At 51.2% G+C, this 17,475-nt stretch carries 18 protein-coding genes; 7 read left to right on the forward strand and 11 right to left on the reverse strand.

The window, feature by feature from the left end:
- Positions 1–695: hypothetical protein (locus tag NTV65_09810; protein ID MCX6115488.1), on the forward strand; the 695-nt coding region annotated here is incomplete at its 5' end.
- A 231-nt stretch (positions 696–926) separates the two neighbouring features.
- Here the strand turns inward: NTV65_09810 and rpsI are convergent.
- The 5 genes from rpsI to NTV65_09835 all read right to left on the reverse strand — a co-directional run bounded on the left by rpsI (position 927) and on the right by NTV65_09835 (position 4,705).
- A complete protein-coding gene (gene rpsI, locus NTV65_09815; GenBank protein ID MCX6115489.1) occupies positions 927–1,322 on the reverse strand; it encodes a 30S ribosomal protein S9 in 396 nt (131 codons plus the stop codon).
- Positions 1,323–1,336: 14 nt separating this feature from the next.
- Entirely contained in the window at positions 1,337–1,795 is a 459-nt protein-coding gene (rplM, locus tag NTV65_09820) for a 50S ribosomal protein L13 (protein ID MCX6115490.1), read from the reverse strand.
- 211 nt (positions 1,796–2,006) lie between these two features.
- The gene (locus NTV65_09825) at positions 2,007–2,519 is read right to left on the reverse strand and encodes a hypothetical protein (protein MCX6115491.1); all 513 of its coding nucleotides are present in this window, start codon (positions 2,517–2,519) and stop codon (positions 2,007–2,009) included.
- 22 nt (positions 2,520–2,541) lie between these two features.
- Complete coding sequence (locus tag NTV65_09830; GenBank protein ID MCX6115492.1) at positions 2,542–3,984, reverse strand: hypothetical protein; 1,443 nt, start codon at positions 3,982–3,984, stop codon at positions 2,542–2,544.
- Between the two features lie 43 nt (positions 3,985–4,027).
- Positions 4,028–4,705: an alpha/beta hydrolase gene (locus NTV65_09835; protein ID MCX6115493.1), complete on the reverse strand. Its 678-nt coding sequence runs from the start codon at positions 4,703–4,705 to the stop codon at positions 4,028–4,030.
- Between the two features lie 90 nt (positions 4,706–4,795).
- Between NTV65_09835 and NTV65_09840 the strand changes: the two genes are divergently transcribed.
- On the forward strand, positions 4,796–6,268 hold the full coding sequence (locus tag NTV65_09840; protein ID MCX6115494.1) for a Do family serine endopeptidase: 1,473 nt from the start codon (positions 4,796–4,798) through the stop codon (positions 6,266–6,268).
- A 24-nt stretch (positions 6,269–6,292) separates the two neighbouring features.
- A complete protein-coding gene (locus NTV65_09845; protein ID MCX6115495.1) occupies positions 6,293–6,478 on the forward strand; it encodes a hypothetical protein in 186 nt (61 codons plus the stop codon).
- A 42-nt stretch (positions 6,479–6,520) separates the two neighbouring features.
- Here the strand turns inward: NTV65_09845 and map are convergent, their stop codons facing one another.
- From map to NTV65_09870, 5 genes are all read right to left on the reverse strand, one after another.
- On the reverse strand, positions 6,521–7,312 hold the full coding sequence (map, locus tag NTV65_09850; protein MCX6115496.1) for a type I methionyl aminopeptidase: 792 nt from the start codon (positions 7,310–7,312) through the stop codon (positions 6,521–6,523).
- A gap of 31 nt (positions 7,313–7,343) precedes the next feature.
- The gene (locus NTV65_09855; GenBank protein MCX6115497.1) at positions 7,344–7,790 is read right to left on the reverse strand and encodes an EVE domain-containing protein; all 447 of its coding nucleotides are present in this window, start codon (positions 7,788–7,790) and stop codon (positions 7,344–7,346) included.
- 45 nt (positions 7,791–7,835) lie between these two features.
- The gene (locus NTV65_09860) at positions 7,836–8,606 is read right to left on the reverse strand and encodes a hypothetical protein (protein MCX6115498.1); all 771 of its coding nucleotides are present in this window, start codon (positions 8,604–8,606) and stop codon (positions 7,836–7,838) included.
- Positions 8,607–8,635: 29 nt separating this feature from the next.
- Positions 8,636–9,193, reverse strand: a complete 558-nt coding sequence (locus tag NTV65_09865; GenBank protein MCX6115499.1) for a hypothetical protein — start codon at positions 9,191–9,193, stop codon at positions 8,636–8,638.
- 73 nt (positions 9,194–9,266) lie between these two features.
- Positions 9,267–10,667: a hemolysin family protein gene (locus NTV65_09870; protein MCX6115500.1), complete on the reverse strand. Its 1,401-nt coding sequence runs from the start codon at positions 10,665–10,667 to the stop codon at positions 9,267–9,269.
- A gap of 294 nt (positions 10,668–10,961) precedes the next feature.
- Here NTV65_09870 and NTV65_09875 point away from each other — a divergent pair, with 294 nt between their 5' ends.
- Together NTV65_09875 and NTV65_09880 are read left to right on the forward strand one after the other, a co-directional pair.
- Positions 10,962–13,166, forward strand: a complete 2,205-nt coding sequence (locus tag NTV65_09875; protein ID MCX6115501.1) for a heterodisulfide reductase-related iron-sulfur binding cluster — start codon at positions 10,962–10,964, stop codon at positions 13,164–13,166.
- Positions 13,157–14,302, forward strand: coding sequence for an acyl-CoA dehydrogenase family protein (locus NTV65_09880; GenBank protein ID MCX6115502.1), 1,146 nt, complete (start codon positions 13,157–13,159; stop codon positions 14,300–14,302). The genes NTV65_09875 and NTV65_09880 overlap by 10 nt, the downstream gene beginning before the upstream one ends.
- A gap of 25 nt (positions 14,303–14,327) precedes the next feature.
- Here the strand turns inward: NTV65_09880 and NTV65_09885 are convergent, their stop codons facing one another.
- Positions 14,328–14,930: a hypothetical protein gene (locus NTV65_09885; protein MCX6115503.1), complete on the reverse strand. Its 603-nt coding sequence runs from the start codon at positions 14,928–14,930 to the stop codon at positions 14,328–14,330.
- A gap of 113 nt (positions 14,931–15,043) precedes the next feature.
- On the opposite strand from NTV65_09885, the gene NTV65_09890 reads away from it, so the two are divergent.
- Positions 15,044–15,424 (forward strand): transcriptional repressor, encoded by a 381-nt coding sequence (locus tag NTV65_09890; GenBank protein MCX6115504.1) that lies wholly within the window; start codon positions 15,044–15,046, stop codon positions 15,422–15,424.
- Positions 15,417–17,471 (forward strand): TonB-dependent receptor, encoded by a 2,055-nt coding sequence (locus NTV65_09895; GenBank protein MCX6115505.1) that lies wholly within the window; start codon positions 15,417–15,419, stop codon positions 17,469–17,471. Before NTV65_09890 ends, NTV65_09895 begins: the two co-directional genes overlap by 8 nt.
- Positions 17,472–17,475: the final 4 nt, after the last annotated feature.

Raw genomic sequence — 17,475 nt, forward strand, 5'->3', positions numbered from 1 at the left:
CTAGAGCTGATATCGGCATCATCCCCATAGAGAACGCCCTGGCCGGATCTGTACATGAAAACTACGACCTCTTGGCCGAATTCAACTGCTCTATCATCGCTGAGTACTACTGTCCGGTTCAGCTACACCTAATGGCGACAGGGCTACTTGCGGGAGGCGTTAATGAGCTTCGTCAGATTATCTCACATCCGAAGGCCCTCGAGCAGTGCTCTCAGTTTCTTGAGGCCCACCCCTTAGCCACTCCTGTTCAGTTCAGTGACACCGCAGGTGCGGCCCTGCACGTTAAGCAAATTGAGGACCCCCGTATCGCCGCGGTCGCAAGCGAGGAAGCCGCCAATACTTATGGCCTGCAGATCGTTGCACACGCGATTCAAAATCACGCCATCAATTCAACACGCTTCGTTGCCATTTCAGCAAAGCCAGAGAGTTTAAATACTCCCAGCAAGTGCTCACTACTCATCACCCTGCCCCATGCGCCAGGCAGCCTCGCTCGCATCTTAAGCGAGATCGCCGCATTCGATACAAACGTAACCAAGATAGAGTCCCGCCCGATCCTCGGCAAACCTTTCGAGTATAAGTTCTACATCGATATTGAATCATTCAAGCAGCCAGCTGAGACACTCGTAAAGGTAATAGAAAAAATTAAGTCTCAAACTGCAGGATGCCGAGTTCTTGGCATCTATGGTAACTATTGACCCCAGTATAAAGTTGGTGGTGATTAAAAAGATTAGATCTCGAGATATCACCTAAAGACCCCTCTTTCTTGACGTCCCCTAATAGGGGATGCTCATTTTAGGGATGAATAGTTAGTATTGTCTCCTCCGATTTGCTCCGCAAATCGACCCCTGAGGGGGTTGCCTAAAATAAAAAAAAGCCCGGCAACTCTCGCTGCCAGGCTTTTCGTATCAAGCGTTCGCGTAATGCGATTAACGCTTAGAGAACTGTGGACGCTTACGAGCTTTGTGGCGCCCGTACTTCTTACGCTCAACTTCACGCGAATCGCGTGAAAGCATGCCTGCCTCCTTAAGCATTGGCCTAAGCGCTGCATCAACATCGATCAGGACACGTCCAAGAGCCAGTCTAAGAGCCCCTGCCTGGCCACTCTTTCCACCACCGTTTACGTTGGCAGAGATATCAAACTTCTCAGTGACACCGGTCTTTACGAGCGGCTCCCTCAGAAGAAGATCTAGGCTTGCACGACCGAAGTATTCCTTCGTCTCATGGCCATTAACTAAAAACTTACCGGCACCTGGCCTGAGATAAACTCTAGCTACCGCATTCTTGCGGCGTCCGATTGCGTGAAATCCACCACCCTTGATCATCTGTACTCCTTAACCTACTTCTTCTTCTTGAGCTGAAAACTAACTTGAAAAGCTTCTGGCGCTTGCGCTGCGTGCGGGTGATCTCCACCCTTATACACCTTTAACTTACCCAATAAACGGTGACCTAGCACGCCCTCTAGAAGCATTCCACGAACGGCACGCTCAATAGCTGCCTCTGGCTTCCTCTTGAGCATATCACCACCAGCAACCTCTTTAAGGCCGCCGATGTATCCTGTGTAGTGACGATAGATCTTGGTCTCATGCTTATTGCCAGTTAGAACTACCTTATCTGCATTCACTACAACTACGAAATCACCACCATCAACGTTAGGTGTAAATGTAGCTCTGTGTTTACCGCGAATAAGATGTGCGGCCTCTGTGGCGATACGCCCAACCGGAACGCCTGTTGCGTCGATTACCCACCACTTGGCACCCTCTCGGGCAACTTCAGTTGAAACAAATACGGTACTCATAACTACTTCTTCAAATTCTTCAAAACTTTTACCATCCTCGCGCGGTGCTAATGCTATTAGAAAACCTTCTCAATAACGGTGCTATTTTGTGTAACACAGCTAAAATAATGGTTTTCTCACACATAGAAGAGAGCCGAGGACGACTACCTTCACCCACATAGAGAGGGCTAGAGGGTATCACAACCATTATCTCGGTCAAGCCTGTGGAATCTCAAGGGGTTAAGCCGAGATCTACCGCTCTGCTGCCAGCTACTTTTGAAACAAATTCAACATATTGGACCACCGGCTCGGATATCTGAATCGCTATAGCCACCGCACTCGGCCCAAGCAAGCGCGCAGTTTCAAGCAATGCCTCACCCCTACCTGCCCCAAGATCTGATGGAAATTGCACAAAATGCTCATACCAAAGCGAGCGCGCGGCTTCTGCTTGTCCCCATAGATCTGCGAGCGCTGTCGTAATTCCGATCTGATCTTTGCCCTGTGCAGAGATCCTCTTTACTGCGATCGCAGCTCCGACGGAGGTGCTGTCAAACAACACAAGCATCTCCATATCGGCTCTACATCCTGGAATTGCAGCGCACAGCTTCTCTTTAAGCGCCACTCTTGTAGCATCCTGCGCGCGCGCCTGCTTAAGCGCCTCATCAAGGGGAAAGAGCAGCAATGTTGAAGCTACAACAGCTGCGTGTAACTCTTTTAGAAGCAGATCAAAATTATCTCGGTTCATTCAGTAACTCCTACAGTAATCATTACTGCATGACAACATTCCCATCCTGCTCATTATCATCTCCGGGTGCTGGCTCAACAAATAATCCAAGCCGTAGCATACTAAGCTCAAAGGCCTCCTGCTCCGGGGTTGAGGGCAGATAGCTGCGTTTATCAGGGGTTAGTTTATTGCCCTCACTAACTACCCCCTGCCAGTTATGTCGCCACAAACCAAAGAACCGCAAGCCCCGTAAGTAGGACGCTTGAATATTTGCGTTTAACTGCTCCGGCGAAACTCCTGCCTCTGCACCTTCACCTGGGTATGCAAAACCAACACCATCGAGTGAAAATGCATCCCCACGCTTAAGAACCGAAAAAAGCTCTAGGTTATGCTCCTCACGCGCATCTCCGTCCGTATCGGCATCACTCCCCTCGTCCTTGGGATCAAAACACCTGAGGCAAGTGCTACGAATAAAACTGGCTAAAGAGCCTACCTCCTGCCTCGCTAAATCCCGCATCGAACGATAGGCGGCTAGATCGAGGTTATCTTCAAGCATCACACTAACCAGGTTCTGATTAGCCGGGTTTTGCTCAAGACTATACTGCAAGATATTGCGCGCCTGCGCTGCAAGTGCGCTAAATTGCCCACGTAGCTTCTGATCGGACAGAATCTCACTTCGAAAAATCTTCGGATCTATTTTAATAAAAGGCGCATCAATCTTTGAAGCCCGCCTGCGCTGCGTTGCCCCATTTGTTAGATAGAGCACCATCGTAAGATTTCGCTCGACAGAGAGGCGCGCGATGATGGTCTTAAGGTACTCAAAATCTTGGCCGAAGGTGCCGTCAACTAACACACCTATATAAGGCTCCCGTATGCGCGCAGCGAGCATGGTCTCGATATGACTCTCTACAACCGCGCGCGCCTCCGGTTGCATCGCATACAACATCGTGTAACCACGCGGCTGTCCCGAAGTCCATACTAACGACGAGCCGATCGGCCCCGAGGCCTCAGGCGGCGCTACTATACCGGAACCTCGCGACACCCGCACACCACCCATCATGCCATTATCAAGCGCTGCTTGCTCAGCTTGCTCGGCCTCAGAAAACAGCACTCGTGGGTCCTGTCCAGACTCGTCGTTTTCATCCTCATCTACATTATCACTGTTCAAAGTATCAACCGGCGTCACTGTAGGCGTGACCTCTATAACGGGTATCACATCGCTATCATCAGCACTTAGCGCATTAAGTTGCGCCAGCTCATCATCATCCTCGAGCTCATCATTATCACCCAACGGATCCTTAGCTAGCGCCCCCTGCGTTGCCAGTTCCGTAGCAGATGCATCAGCGTTATTACGCGCCCGATCTATAAACAAGTTGCGTGCTAGCGGATCCTCCGTAGTACGTGATAGCGCAGAGACCACTCCGTATGCGAGCACAAGGATAATACAGATATAGAATATCAGGCGCTTGGGTGGGATTGATGCCATGGCTCTATTATGCTGATGCCATGCGTGGCACGAAAGCCTTATTTTATGATGACCCCAAGGGGTGTAGAATAAACTCCTCAAGCATTAAGAGCAGCCCTTCCGGATCCTCCAGCAATTGGTGCCCCTGATCTACGAGCTTTAACTGCACCTCCCCTCGTCCGGCGGCAAAGTGCTGGCTTTGTGAGCAGGGGACCGTTTTATCCTGTGTTCCGTGCACAATAAGGGTAGGGATATTGAGGCTAACCTTAGAGGAGTCAAAGAGTCGAAGCTCCTCCATCAAACGATAGTGCACAGGCACCTCTTGCTTAAGCTCCAGATCCATAATCGGGAACGTTCCAACCTCACGCCAGCTCCTCTGAACCTCAGGGGTTAGAAGAGCGCTATTTTGGTCCCATGGATCAAATAGTGGGGCCAACAACACGAGCCGCTCGACGTGCCCCTTCTCCTGTGGTGTTAGACTTGCCAGGGCATGAATCGCAACAAAGGCGCCGAAGCTGCTCCCAATTAGCACTACGGGCTCACTCGCCCTGCTACGAAGCTCCTCTGCAACAGCTTGAATGGCTAAAACAACAGAGAGCTTTTCAAGGGATGGAATGCTCACTGAGAGCAGCTCAGTTGCGATACCGTGTTGCTTAAAGCGCTCCTGTATCAGAAGCCCCTTGGCAGAGCGTGGCGACCCCCCTAATCCGTGTAGGCACACTATTCGAGGATATTTATGCATCTGCCCTTTTCTGAATAATTGTTTCGACAATCCGTCTTTCATGTTACATCACCGGTAAGATAAATACCTCAATTAAAGAAGATATTTCCTATGACAGCATCTAGCTCTCCTTTCTACCAAGCGCCATCCTCCCTGCTGGCACGGCTCAGCCTCTCAATAATCCTATTAGCAGCGATCTCTAGACCCGCTAGCGCGCAGGAAGCCGCAGCCCTGCCAGGCTCCCGCATGGCAGAGGAGCTCTCGGAGGCCTTTGAGCAGGTAGCCGAGACGATCACCCCCTCAGTGGTTACGATATCGACCGAAACCAAGCCTAAGAAAAACGGCGCCCCCAAGGGCTCCGACCCACTCAAGGAGTTCTTTGGCGAGGACTTTATGGACAAAATGGCACCGGCCCCTCAGCGCGGTCTCGGTACCGGGGTTATGGTTGATGACCAGGGACATATCCTTACTAACAACCACGTCGTTGGTGAGGCGGACGAGGTAATGGTTCGCATTAACAGCGAGAAGACGGTCAAAGCTAAGGTGGTTGGAACCGATCCTAAAACCGATCTCGCCGTAATCAAGATCAAGGTCAAGGATCATATACCAAAGGTAGCGAAGCTCGGCGATTCTGATAAACTTAAAATAGGTGAGTGGGTGGTGGCAGCCGGCGCAAGCTTCGGACTCGATAATACCATCACAGCTGGAATCGTATCTGCCAAGGGGCGTGCGCTCTCAGGTGGTGGACAGTACGAGGACTTTATTCAGACAGACGCCGCAATTAATCCCGGCAATAGCGGAGGTCCACTAGTTAATCTGCGCGGTGAGGTTATCGGTATAAATACAGCTATAGTTTCAAAATCTGGCGGCTACATGGGGATCGGCTTCGCTATTCCGATTAATATGGCTAAAGAGGTTATGGAGAGCCTGATTACCAAGGGCAAGGTAACACGTGGCTGGCTCGGAGTTGGAATCCAAAACCTCTCTGAAGATCTCGCTAAATCGTTCGACTATCCAGGCACAGAGGGCGCGCTCGTAGGGCACGTTGATCCGAAGGGCCCCGCTAAGAAGGCCGGCTTTAAACAGGGCGATATTATCGTGCTGCTTGGCAAAGAGAAGATTAAGAACGTAAATCAGCTCAGAAATTCGGTGGCATCCATCAAGCCAGGAACCGATCTGGATGTTACGGTCGTGCGTGATGGACGCAAGGATGTCCTGCGCGTTGCAATAGGAGAGCTGATGAATCAGGTTGAGGAGAGCGTTACAACCCCTAGTGGTGAGAACGAGAACCTAGGTATTACGGTAGAGGAGTTCAATGAGAGCTCACCCCGTAAACTCCGTTCAAGCAGAGCTAGTGGACTCGTTATTACTGAGATCAATCCGCAGGGCCTGGCGGCTCGCGCAGAGCTGCAGCCCGGCGACGTACTGGTGAGTATAAACGGCAAGGAGCTTGCCTCGATAGCCGATTTCCGCGCAGCGGTTGAAAAAGCCGACCCAATTAAGGGCATTAGGCTAGTGGTTGAGTCTCAGGGCATGGAGCGTTTCGCCGTACTGCGGGACTCCTCCGGCTCAGAGGATGAGTAGCCCAGGGCTTTTACGCTGCGCCGTATGGGCGGCCGGGCTAGGGGTGCTAAGGAGGGCGAGGCCAACGTTCACTGCCTCGGTCCAAGTGGATACTCCTCGCTCTTTAAAAGAGTAACCCGCATTACCGCAAAGCTAGCTGACGTTCCTTACTCCAACAACGACCCATTGGTTTGCTGGTGCATCATCGCACCGGACAAGGCTCTTAACTAGACCCAGTGCCAGTGATTTTTGAAACAATCACTGGCGCTGGATTTAGAACAATCCCCTCGAACTAGCTGTCATAATGTCGTAACCGCTCTCCGTTACAAGGATGGTGTGTTCCCACTGTGCTGAGAGCGCTCCATCAAGGGTTCGAACCGTCCAACCATCGACCTTGGAGAGTGCGGTCTTGTGGCTGCCCATGTTAATCATCGGCTCAATTGTAAAGGTCATCCCTGCTCGCATTACATCCCCGGTGTTCCGTTTGCCTATATGCACAACCTGCGGCGCTTCGTGAAATTCACGCCCAAGACCGTGTCCGGTATATTCCCGCACTATCCCATAGCCACGCTTAGTACCCTTGATGAACTCCTGAATAGCGGCCCCGATATCACCGATGCGTTTGCCCGGGGCAACCTCTCTAATACCAGCAAAGAGCGACTCCCTGGTTATCTGCACAAGTTCGCGTGCCTCTGCACTGCAAGCCACCTCACCCCCAACGAAGTACATACGACTTGAGTCGCCATGAAATCCGTTCTTAAAGGAGGTCACATCGACGTTCACTATGTCGCCCTGCTTGAGAATAACGAACGGCGCTGGAATACCGTGACAGATTACATCGTTCGGAGAAACGCAGACCGATTTAGGAAAGCCCTTATAGTTAAGAGGAGACGGAATAGCGCCAAGCTCCGTTGTGCGTCGATGCACGAAGGTATTGATCTCCTCGGTGTTCATCCCCACTCTAATAATAGCGCCAACCTCGTCCAGAATAGTAGCGGTGACCTGACACGCTTCGCGCATCAACTCGATCTCTTCCGCAGTTTTTATCCTAATACGATCAACCACTACTAAATCCTACTTAATTTGACCCGACCTCTCATAATTCGAGGATCGTTTGAAAGTGTTTTTCAGAGACCGGAATAACGCTCAGACGCGAGCCCCGTTGCAACAGAACCAGCTCGGCAAGAGCCTTACACCCCCGTAGCTCCCCCAAAGAGACCAGCTTTTTCAATTTTTGCACAAACTTTATCTCAGGGCAAAACCAGCGGGGCGCTGCTTGACTCGCCTTGGGGTCGAATAGCTCACTTTTGGGATCAAACTGCGTGCGGTCCGGGGTCGCCTCTTTAAGCACTACCCCTACCCCAACTATCCCAGGTGGCTCTGCATTTGAATGATAAATCAGCACCTGATCCCCGACCGCCATGGCCTTGAGAAAGTTCCTAGCCTGATAGTTCCTAACTCCGCTCCAATCAGTAGAGCGATCGCGCGCAAGATCATCTATCGAGTATACATTCGGTTCGGTTTTTACAAGCCAGTGTGCCACACTAGGCATTGTCTAGCGGAATGGGCTAACCTTGCAAGGGGCGCTTTACGAGGCGGGCTGCTCCTTACGAGCAACTATCTCCCTGATCCCTTCGAAACCTGGCAGGTTAAGCTTTACCCGTGCCGTACGGCTCCCTATCTGCGCCAGAGCGTTAGCATCAGAGAAGCTAAAAAGATGAAATTGCAGCTTAGGCCAGCTCTTCTTAAAGTATTCCGCCGAATCTCCATATGCCAGGTCAAAGGCCCGAAAACCGTAATTCTCTACCAGGTTACGGATCTCTGCCTTGCGATTGGGGGTCTTATCGAGCCGACTTGGAATAGCAATGCCACCAAAGGCATCGAGGGTCTCTAGGATCTCACGCAGCGGTTTCGTAACAAGATGCCTGTGTCTGCTATCTGCCTGACTAGGAACATCCATGGCCTTTAGAAATCTGTTAATATGTTCCGCCTTTGTATTCTCTGGGAATAAGCATGACATAACAACATCATCACAGTTACCAACCCTACATCTAAGGCCTACTCCCGGAATAACGGTCAGTGGTGAATCCTTAGAGGCAGAAACCATTCGATCAATGAAATCAGCACTAAAAAGATCGGTAATTGCTATAACATCGAGCCCCTTAACCTTAGCAAGCCGCACAATCGCAGGTGCTGCGTCCAATCCATCAAGGCTGATATAACCGCTTGATGCCGGGCTATACACGCGCAGATCAAGCACATAGTTTTTTGCCCGCGAGCGTGTTTTCTCTACCTTGGATGCTAGTGGCTGATCTATCTCAAGTGTAATTTCAGATCTCTCTTTCTTTGCTCGTGCCATACTAGTCCTAATAATTATCTTCTATTAAACTACTCGGAACTCGAACGGATTCCTTCACGTAACTTCCTGTTCTGCTCCTCTGCCGCGCCTTTTGTATCAGCCTGCTGTACATTCTGGCCTCTGGCATCTGTCGATTCAAGCAGTTCACGCAGCATAGACTTTACCGCGCCGATCTGAAGCTCTAGTCGCCCAATATCACTCGATGTTGGAACGCTACCAAACATAGAGAGCACTCGATCAACTTTGGTCAACAACCCAGTTACCTTTGATGCAAGCAGATCAACCCGCCCCTCAAGCAATCGCAGGTCGGTCGTCGACGCTATCCCCATCATGCGTGTGATGGTTGCTGCACTTACCTCAACGCGTGGCGCATCCGTTACGGTCCCTGTTGCTATCGCAGCAGTAGCGGTAGGGGTAGCGCTAGTGGTAACGGCACTCTGAACCGGAATCGATGACTGGACGCCTGGTTCTGTAACAGAGACCTTCGAAGCCTCGCTCTGCGCTGCCTCCTGGCCTAATATCGTTGAACTAGGATCTGCATCCATTACCATCTCTCCCCTCTTAATCTGCGCATACTTAAGGCACACGCACCTGTGGCCTAATCCAAGCCGCAGATATAAGGATGATAATGGGTGCCTAAGGGATTCCGTTGGGTGGTATTTATCCGCCGGATCTAACTCTGGCTGAGGGGCTGCTATTGGCTATCGCAACTACCTGTTCAGGCTCTACTTTAAGTGAGGGCACAGGATCTACCTTTTTAATTGAGATGCGCGCGATGCGGTGTTTATGAACCTCTGTTATAGCAAAGATGTAGCTGCCTCGCACAAATGACTCCCCCTCACTCGGCACCCGTCGTAGCTGCGCCAGGATAAAGCCCGCAACCGTCTCGTACTCCCCTGCTGGCAGCACGATACCGTAGTCCGCCTTGATGCGCTCAATAGAGATAGATCCATCAACAAAGATGGCCCCGTCTACCTCTCGTGTAAGGTGTTGCCTCTCAAGCGGCGAGTCGAACTCATCAAAGATATCTCCAACGATCTCTTCCACAAGATCCTCAAGGGTAACGATGCCATCAACTCCGCCGTGCTCATCAAGCACCACTGCGATATGGATCCCACGCTGTCGAAACTCTATCAGCAATTCATTAACCGGTTTTGTATTAGGCACAGAGTGTGCTGGTCGCAGATATGTCTGCCAACTTACCCCTGAAAGCGAGCGCCCAACTAATGGAAGAAGATCTTTTGCCAGTAGTATTCCACGCACCTCATCGAGATCGCGTCCGCATACCAATACTCGCGAAACCCCCTCCCGAGTTAAGACGTTAAGCAGCTCTGCTGTTGTCCCCTGCTCCTTAACCCAAACAATATCCTTGCGAGGGGTCATAATCTCGCGAGTAAAGCGCTCTGAGAGCTCAACAACCCCGTCAATAAGGGCGCGCTCCTCTTCTTCAAGCGTACCGTTCTCAGAGCTAATCTTTACGATCTCACTCAGATCATCTGAGGATACAGACATCTCACGCTCATTGCTGATTCGCACATCGAATCGACTCAATACACGGCTCACCGCTCGATGGGCGAAGACAAGGATCGGCCCAAATAATTTGTAGGCCAGCGTTAGTACCACCGATACCGCACAGAGCGAGCGCTCCGGATACTGCAGAGATACAGCCTTTGCAATCTGAACTAGTATCAACGTTAGCGCGATCACCGCACAAAAAGTGATTATGGAGATGCACCACGAGATACCCCATAAACCAACTCCACCTCCGAGTACTGCGCGCGGAACTGCGCCCGTAAAAAAAGCCAGAAAAAATCCCGCCGATATAGATGAAAGCAACCTACCGAACTGCGTAAAGAGCAGATAGCGACCTGAGGCATCAACGATCCGTTGTGCGGCTGTGGCACCTCGTCCACCCGACTCAACTATCTCTTCAAGTCTTAGGGTGCGACTCCGTGCGATCGCTAGCGACCCTACGATAAAGAAGATATAGGCCGCGATAGCTATAACTACGGGGATGCCGGACCAGAAGAGCGCCAAAACAATATCTGAGTTCATGTCCATAGGGCTTTATGAAGGGTTAGAAAATAACAACGCCAAACCGCAGGTAAATGGGTCGACAGGAAGCGCTTGCGGTTTTTTGAACTGATTGAGGCGTCGTAATGCCCATAGGTATCCCTCTATTGTGAGGATCTGAGCCCAACATTGTCAACAAAACCCCGCATTTATAGAAAAACATCTGTATTATTAGGCGCTTAGCTATACCAATTGTGTCCTCTAATGAGGTCTCTAATAATACTATTAATACATTATTAAGACCGCTGGTGTGATGTAAGCGATGCGTCTAGTTTAGTAGTCATGGAAGCAACTCGCGAAATAATGTGGAATCTCAATACCCTGCCTAATGTTATAGGGCTCTACGGATTGTTGCTTGTAGCGCTAGTAATAGGGGTTAACGGGGTTATACGAAGGGTCGAGCTGTGGAGCTCCGGCCAGCCCTCTCCTGAACATAGCGGTCACTGGCTCTACCGACTCGACGATCTAATTCAGTACGGATTTTTTCATAAGAAGGTGGCTCGTAGCAGTAGTAACGGCTCAGCCATGGCGCACCTCTTAGTATACCTTGGTTTTCTTGTACTGTTTTTTACAACCACGATGGTATTTATCCACCACGATCTAGGCATCGAGATCTATAAGGGACAATTCTATCTATACGTAACGATGTTCAGCGATATCTTCGGGCTCTTGATGCTCGCAGGGATCCTCTTCTTTGGGTATCGGCGCTTTATCGAACACGCCGATGCCGTTCACAATTCATGGAACAGTATCTTCATCCTCGCCATGCTGGCGCTACTCGTTGTGCAGGGATTTTTGTTGGAGGGTCTGCGCATACATGCCACAGATGATCCGTGGGCGCTCTACTCTCCGATCGGATGGTTGGTTGCAAAGTCGCTCTGGTTCCTTCCTGAAGCACAGGCCAAGCTCGCTCACTACGGAACCTGGTGGTTTCACACCCTGACGGTCTACGCATTTGTAGCGCTTTTTCCCTACACAAAGTTTTTTCACATGCTGACGAGCCCGCTCAATCTATTCTTCGCTCGAACTGTGCGGCCAAAGGGCGCTCTGCCCTTTATCGGAGATCTGGAGAAGATGATGGAGAGTGGCGAGGAGCTTTCGCTCGGGCTCGGCACTATTAAGGACTATACCTGGAAGAATCTCCTTGATCTCGATGCATGTACGGAGTGCGGTCGGTGTCAGGAGGTTTGTCCGGCCTATATCTCTGGCAAACCACTCTCTCCGAAATGGGTCATACTAGATACGCGCAACCACGCATTTGCGTTGCACGCCAAGGGAGAGCTTTTAAACTCGAAACTTCCCCTAGCGGCGCGTGCCCTCGACAGCTCACTCTCACAGGGTGTGCTACTGCCTTTTAATAACCTGCGCGCTGATGGGGAGGGCTACATTGCAGATGGCTCTTTCAGAGCTACTAATCCACTTGTTCAGAACGCCTCACGCACACTTGGAGCTACAGCTAGCGCCACTATTGCGGGGGATGTAATGGATCCCAGCGTATTCTGGAGCTGCACTACCTGCATGGCGTGTGTTCAGGCCTGTCCGGTCGGCATTAACCAAGTCGATCAGATCGTTGGAAATCGCCGCCATATGACGATGATGCAGGGGCAGCTACCTCAAGAGGCACAGGCGACCCTACGCTCACTTGAGAGTCGCGCTAATCCCTACGGCCCGCCAGAAGATCGTACTAAGTGGCTCGATGGTCTTGGCGTAAAGCTATTACAACCCGGAGACGCTGTGGACTACCTCTATTGGGTAGGGTGTGTATCGGCCTTTGATCCGAGTAAGCAAAAGATCGCAAAGGCGCTCGTTACCATTATGCAGCAGGCCAAGCTCTCCTTCGGAGTGCTTGGTTCGATGGAGGGGTGTAGTGGAGATCCTGCGCGTCGATTAGGAGAGGAGAACCTCTTTCAGACCCTAGCTAAACAGAATATCGCAACCCTTAAGTCGGTCTCATTTAAATATCTGGTGGCGAACTGTCCGCACTGTTTCAATACCATTAAGAATGAGTATCCTCAGTTTGGAAACCTTGGGAACGGTCTTCAGCCCGAGATCATCCACCATTCGGTACTCCTTAAGAAGCTACTGGCGGAGGATAAGCTCACGCTCAAGGATGGTGGTATGAAAGATGTTACGTTCCACGACCCATGTTACCTAGGCCGTTACAATGACGAGTATGATGCGCCACGCGACAGTCTTAAAGCTATTAAGGGGCTTAAAATTATCGAGATGGAGCGCAGCCGAGAGAAGGGACTCTGCTGCGGAGCTGGCGGGGGTCATTTTTGGATGGATCTTAAGATAGGTGGTGGTGAGCGTATTAATTCGATTAGAGCCGCTGAAGCAGCTGCCACCGGCGCTTCAACGGTTGCGACCGGATGTCCTTTTTGTATGCAGATGATGGAGGACGGGGTTAAACTTACTAATAACGAGCATAAGATCGATGTCAGAGATCTCGCTGAGATTATCGTTGAGAGGTTACAATGCAGCTAATCCCCTACTACGCTGAGCACGAGAACTTTATCGACTCCGTTACGAAGCTTATTCAACGCGAGCTAGCTCCTCATATCTCTGAGTGGGAACGGGCCGCGCACTTTCCCAATGAGGTCTTTAAGCTGCTTGGCTCGCAAGGTTATCTAGGCCTCCTTATCTCAGAGGAGTATGGCGGCGCAGGGGGTGATTATAAACTTGCAGGGGCGTGGTGTGAGGCGTTTGGAGAGTTGCCCTCGGTTGGTCTAACCGTCGCCGTAAATATGCATGCGCTTGTTATAAGCCATGCCCTTGAAAAATTCGGCTCTCAGGAGGCGAAGACTCGCTGGCTCCCCCGCGCTGTTAAGGGTGAGGCGCTCGGAGCCTACGCATTTACCGAGCCTGGCGCAGGGAGTGACCTGGCCCGTATTAGCACCATTGCTACTCGCAAAGGGGATAGATGGGTTATTAACGGCGCAAAGACCTTTATCACTAACGGAGCACGCGCCGACTATATCCTAGTTCTTACTAAAACCGATCCTCAGGCGGGCTATGCAGGTTTTACGACCTTCGTTGTAGATGCCAAGAGCAAGGGCTTTAAGGTTTCAAAGAAGCTTAGCAAACTTGGCTGGCATGCCTCCGATACTGCGGAGCTGCTCTTTGAGGATGTCGAGGTCGATGACTCCTGCATCCTTGGAAAGTTAGGAGAGGGTTGGGGTCAAGCGGCGGCGAACCTTAACTGGGAGCGTCTGATGCTCGCGCTTACCTCACTTGCTGGCGCTCGCATGTGCCTTGCCTCGGCCTCGCTCTACGCCGGACAACGCGAGGCGTTTGGAGAAACGATCGAGCATTTTCCAGTTATAGCGCGCTACTTAAAAGAGATGCGTAGAAAGATCCTCCTGGGAGAGTCGCTCTCGCACTTAGCCCTTGATAAGTTAACAGCAGGCCAGGAGTGCCGGCGGTTAGTTGCGATGGCGAAACGGATGATGTGTGACGATGCTGTCTGGATCGCTGATAAGGCTATTCAGATTCACGGTGGCTACGGCTATACAACTGAGTTCCTACCTGAGCGCTGGTGGCGAGATCTGCGGCTGATGCCGATTGGCGGCGGAACGAGCGAGATTATGACGAATATAATAGTTAAAGAGCTGTGTAGGTAGTGTTTGTTGCACACCCCCCTAAGCCTTAATAAACCCCCTTTAGGTTAACCCCAACGAGTTGGGATTCAAAGAAGCGCCGATCAATCGGTCGCAGTGCCCGCTCCTGATTACGAGCCAGGACCTGATAGTGCGCGGCCTCAGTTAGCAGAGACACGATGCGATCCCCTTGAGAATCATCGCTCTCCCAGTTGATGCGCGCCGGATCGGGTAAGACAAAGGGACGAGAAAATCGGCGAAGACTCTTCTCCCCCTCCATATTAAAGTAGAACTCGAAGTATGAAAGCACGAGGTCGCGCGCCGTGCGGTAGATCGGTTCCCTAAACCGCAGCCCTGGAAAATTTGATTTTGCTACAGCTCCCCACAAGCCCCTCCAACGAAAGGTACAGATGATGTGATCGTCATCACGCACTGCACAGAGATCTATCAGCGCAGGTTGAAATCCCGACCGACGTAGCGCCGCTGCTGCAAGCAGTGCGCCGTCAAAGCAGTGCGCCATTTCGTCGCGCAAAGCAGCCCGCGCTGAGAGGTGCCCATCAGCACAGCGGTACGGCAACAGATCTAGACAGTCCTGAACCTTCTCTGGGGAATTCAAACGCTTCAGCGCTGATAGCTCGCTTTTTAACCACATAGGTAGCTGTTCTTGCACGAATCCCCTTATTCTGAGAAGTGGCTTCCTAGCTATTGCTAATGCATTATCATTAGCATATGGTCCTTTTGTTATTAAATATCGGTTGATTAGTTATGTCAGCAAGAGCAACAAAGCAAAAAAGCGTTATTCGCGAGGCCCTTGAGCAGGCGCGCCGTCCCCTCTCTCCGCAGGAGATCTATACTGAGGCACGACAACAGGTTCCCACTCTAAGCATTGCAACGGTCTATCGAGTTGTAAGGACCCTACTCTCTGAAAAGCTTATCGTACCGGTCGCGGTTCCTGGTGAGTCTGATAGATACGAAACCCAGCTCTGTGCTGCACATCATCATCACCATTTCTGTTGTAACGACTGCCACCGCCTGTTCGATATCCCTGGCTGCGGATTGCAGGTTGCGGCTCAACTCCCCAGAGGGTTCTCACTCTCTCGACATGAGGTGATGCTTTACGGAAGTTGCAGGGATTGTCGTGCCTAATAGACTTGAAAATCTTGCCGCAATTATCTTAATGGTAATGGCGTGCATACCAGTAGCCTCTGCTCAGGGAACCCCCGATCTCTCTGAACAAAACCCAAACAACGAAGAGTACAGTTTGGATCAGATAGTTGTTGAATCATCCCCCCTTAATGAGACCCTCTTTAACTCAGTACAGCCTGTCTCTGTTCTATCAGGTAAAGAGCTTACCCTAAAAGCTAGGGATTCATTGGGAGATACCTTGGCGTTAGAGCCTGGCATCAGCTCCTCCTCCTTTGCACCGGGGGCGGGACGACCGGTCATTCGAGGGCTCTCTGGAGATCGGGTGAGAATTCTAGAGAACGGTATCGGAACCCTCGATCTGTCCAACGTCAGCCCAGATCACGCCGTTACCGTTGAATCAGCGCTTGTCGATAAGATTGAGGTCATCCGGGGACCGGCAGCTCTGTTGTACGGCACGAGCGCCGTGGGTGGCTTAGTTAACGTCTTTGACAATAGAATCCCGGAGCGGATGCAGAGCGCTCCACTGAGCGGAACGGCGGAGATTCGCGGCGAGACGACAGATCAGGAGCGTGCTGGAGTTTTTGGACTAAACGCCCCGGTCGGATCCTTCATGTTTCATATCGACGGTTTTAAGCGACGCACAGATGATATCCATATTCCTGGATTCGCTCGAACAGCGGAGCTGCGTAGAGAAGCTCCTCTTGATTATTCTGAGCCTAAGGGCACGCTCCCATGGAGCTATACAGAGAGCGATAACCTTACCCTCGGAAGCTCCTACATCTTTAAAGATGGTTTTTTCGGGGCTGCCGTCAGTGATTATAACACTAATTATGGAGTGCCGAACGGTGAGGAGGATATCAGCGTTGATGCACAGCGCCGTAGAATCGATGTGCGTGGAGGTATTAATAACACGGGAGCATTTGTAGAGAGCGCCAAGCTTCGTATCGGCATCGTTGACTATCAGCACACCGAATTTGAAGGGCTGGAGCCTGGTACATTCTTTAAACAAAACGGGCTTGAGGGGCGCATAGATCTTAACCACCGCAAGATTGGAGAGGTAACTGGGACCGCGGGAGTGCAACTACAGGACAATAACTTTGAAGCGACCGGAGCGGAGGCCTTTCAGCCTCCGACTACCTCGCGCACCTACTCCCTATTTGATCTTGAAGAGCTTGCGGTCAGCGACGTTGTAACGTTGCAACTTGGCGGACGCGTAGATTGGAACTCCGTAGATAGTGCTGGATTTCCAGAGACGGGGCTCGCTAGTGGCTCCAGTGATTTTACCACCTTTAGCCAATCAACCGGAGTCGTTTGGGATATGAATGACGATTACTCTCTAGCTCTTTCAGTGGCTAATACTGAGCGTGTTCCAACTGGACAGGAGCTCTTTGCGGATGGTCTCCACGTTGCAACGGGGGCCTTTGAGAGGGGAGATTCGGACCTCTCCCCCGAACGATCGCTCGGCACAGATATTACACTGCGCAAAAATACCGGCCAATTTCGTGGTTTTGTCGGGGGGTTCTATAATCACTTCTCAAACTACATAAACCTCACCCCTAATGGCCAAGAGGAGGATGGCCTGCCGGTGTATCTCTTTGAGCAGGTAGAGGCTAACTTTATGGGCTTTGAATCACAGCTCCAGTACTTCCTCCTTGATACCCTTAGTGAGGAGTGGTCATTAGATCTTCAACCTGATTATGTGTTGGCACGCGACTCTACAACCGATCAATATCTGCCCCGTATTCCCCCATTTAGGCTACTGCTTGGAACAACCTACTCGCACCAGAGCTTAGGGCGCGCCCGTCTTGAGGTGCAGCAGGTATTTGAACAGAACAAGGTAGCGGAATACGAAACAACTACCCCAGGGTACACGATGCTTAATCTCTACCTCAGTCGAGAGATCCCGATAGGAACCCAAACATGGGAGGTATTTATTCGGGGAACGAATCTGCTCGGTGAGAAGGCTCGCAACGCCGTATCGTTCACTAAGGACGTTGCTCCGCTACCTGGGGCTTCCGCGATGATGGGAGTTCGTTATCGATTTTAGATGA

The sequence above is a fragment of the Pseudomonadota bacterium genome (assembly GCA_026390555.1).
Classification (GTDB): Bacteria; Bdellovibrionota_C; UBA2361; order UBA2361; family OMII01; genus OMII01.